Raw genomic sequence first — 2,231 nt, 5'->3', positions numbered from 1 at the left:
TGATATTGTGGTTCGTATAGATACACAAGTCCGCAGCAATGGCAAGACTCTCTTTGACAAGAGTCTCTTCGTCTAAAGAAGCATGTTTTTTGAGGGCTCGCGCCGCTGCTATGGCATAACTTCCACCGCTTCCGATAGCGGCGATTTCTCCGTCTTCAGGTTCAACGACATCACCGTTTCCGGTAAGGATAAAAATATGTTCTTGATTGAGAACAATCATCATCGCTTCCAAACGGCGCAGAACTTTATCTTTCCGCCACGCTTTGGAAAAATCGATAACGGCTTTGATGAGCTCGCCTTTACGATGATCCAAATGCTCTTCGAACATATCAAAAAGGTTAAAGGCATCGGCAGTTGAGCCGGCAAAGCCCGCTAAAACTTCTCCGTTATGGAGCGTTCTGATTTTTGTTGCATTATTTTTGAGAACGGTTTGTCCGAATGTTACCTGACCATCTCCACCGATAACGGCATTGTTTTTACCTTTATAAGCGAGTATGGTCGTGGCATCAAACATTTCTATTCCCCTTTGATCTCAACATGAAGTGTTGCGTGAATTCCGTGACCGAGTTTGAGGTCAAGATCGTGCAGTCCGGTCGTCTTGATTCCGTGTTTGGCATCAAGCTCTTTTTTGTCGATTTCAATTCCGTGCTGAGCGTGGAGAGCTTCACCAATCTCTTCTTTCGTGACGGAACCGAAAAGATGTCCCGTATTTCCAAGTTTTTTGGTAATGATGACTTTAATATCGGCAAGCTGAGCTTTGATGGCATTGAGACGTTCGATTTCGGCCGCTTCATGGGCTGCTTTTTTCTTTTGGTCCGACTCGTATTTTTTTAAAACTTCATTGGTAGCGGCAAGGGCTAACCCTTTGCCGATTAAAAAATTTTTGCCGTATCCGTCTGCGACATCTTTGATCTCGCCGGCTTTACCGACACCTTTGACATCTTTTGTCAATAATACTTTCATAATAATCCTTTATTAACCGCGAACAATTTCACCGCTGTAGCCGACGATACCGTGAGCAAGATTGGAGACTTTTGTGTATCCCATATCGTGCAAAATACGCTGACAGTGGGCACTTCGGCTTCCAACGTGACAATAGACGACGATATGCTCATCTTTGAGTAATTTAGAGTCGTTCAGGGTTTGGAAGAAACTGCTGGTCGGAATAAGCACATCGGCACCTGCAATACGTCCCATTTTCCACTCCATCCATTCACGAACGTCTACAACTTTAAATTTAACCATACCGAGTTCACGTGCTTCAAAAAGGGAAGTAAGCTCATCGCTATCGATATCGCTTTTCGTCAATAGCATCTCACACTCTTCTTTGGTTAAGCCGCGTGAGTGTTGGTGGGTAACCTCTTCGATTCCCATCTCGAGGCGCTTGGCTGCCGCAAATTCCGGTGTACAGAAAATTTGACAGTGGCAAACCCCTTCTTCCGGTATCTCTTTTTCAATAGCCGTCGTGCACGGGCAGAGTCTGTTATCGGTGCTTTGATATTTTCCCTCAACTTCTTCTACCATGTAGCAGGGACAAAAACGTTTGCTATACATCATTTTATTACGAGCAAGTCCGAGCTGTACCCCTTCATTGATCTCAGCTTGAGGGTTATAAGCCCAATTGAATTGATTGACGACTTTGTCGGTAAATTTAATTGTTTTTTCCAACTCGGCTTGGAACTCATCTGAATTCATATCTATTTTAATGATGCTCATCCTGTTTCCTTATTTGTTTTTTCGTGCTTTACCGGCAATGATAAAACGGAGTGCATTGAGTTTGATAAATCCGCCCGCATCTTTTTGATCGTAAACGGAATCTTCTTCAAACGTACAATACTCAGGGTTGAACAGTGAAATATCGGAACTGCGTCCGACAACCATCACATTTCCTTTATAGAGTTTTAGTTTTACGGTACCGCGAACATTTTGCTGCGTTTTATCGATAGCCGCTTGAAGCATTTCGCGCTCCGGGGCAAACCAAAATCCGTTGTAGATAAGTTTTGCATAGCGCGGCATCAATTCATCTTTAAGATGTGCTTCTTCACGGTCGAGTGTCAATGATTCGATTGCGCGGTGTGCTTTGATCATGATGGTTCCTCCCGGAGTTTCATAACATCCGCGGCTTTTCATTCCGACAAAACGGTTTTCGACGATATCGGCACGTCCGATACCATGTCGCCCCGCAATAATATTCAATTGTTCTAACATAACTGCGGGAGAGAGTGCTTTGC

3 protein-coding genes and 1 pseudogene are annotated in these 2,231 nt (G+C 44.1%); all 4 read right to left on the bottom strand.

Features of this window, described 5'->3' with window-relative positions; all coding sequences use genetic code 11:
- On the bottom strand, positions 1–514 hold a 514-nt coding region (gene hslV / locus Q0C19_RS11325), incomplete at its 3' end, for an ATP-dependent protease subunit HslV (protein ID WP_295056069.1).
- A 2-nt stretch (positions 515–516) separates the two neighbouring features.
- Positions 517–963: a 50S ribosomal protein L9 gene (rplI, locus tag Q0C19_RS11320; protein ID WP_295056067.1), complete on the bottom strand. Its 447-nt coding sequence runs from the start codon at positions 961–963 to the stop codon at positions 517–519.
- Between the two features lie 12 nt (positions 964–975).
- Positions 976–1,716, bottom strand: coding sequence for a ferredoxin-thioredoxin reductase catalytic domain-containing protein (locus Q0C19_RS11315; RefSeq protein WP_295056065.1), 741 nt, complete (start codon positions 1,714–1,716; stop codon positions 976–978).
- A 9-nt stretch (positions 1,717–1,725) separates the two neighbouring features.
- Positions 1,726–2,231: pseudogene (locus tag Q0C19_RS11310) on the bottom strand (argininosuccinate synthase domain-containing protein); the annotation flags it as partial.

The sequence above is a fragment of the Sulfuricurvum sp. genome (assembly GCF_023250475.1).
Classification (GTDB): domain Bacteria; phylum Campylobacterota; class Campylobacteria; order Campylobacterales; family Sulfurimonadaceae; genus Sulfuricurvum.
Note: the sequence above shows the minus strand (reverse complement) of the source record. Positions and strands in the feature narration are given on the sequence as shown.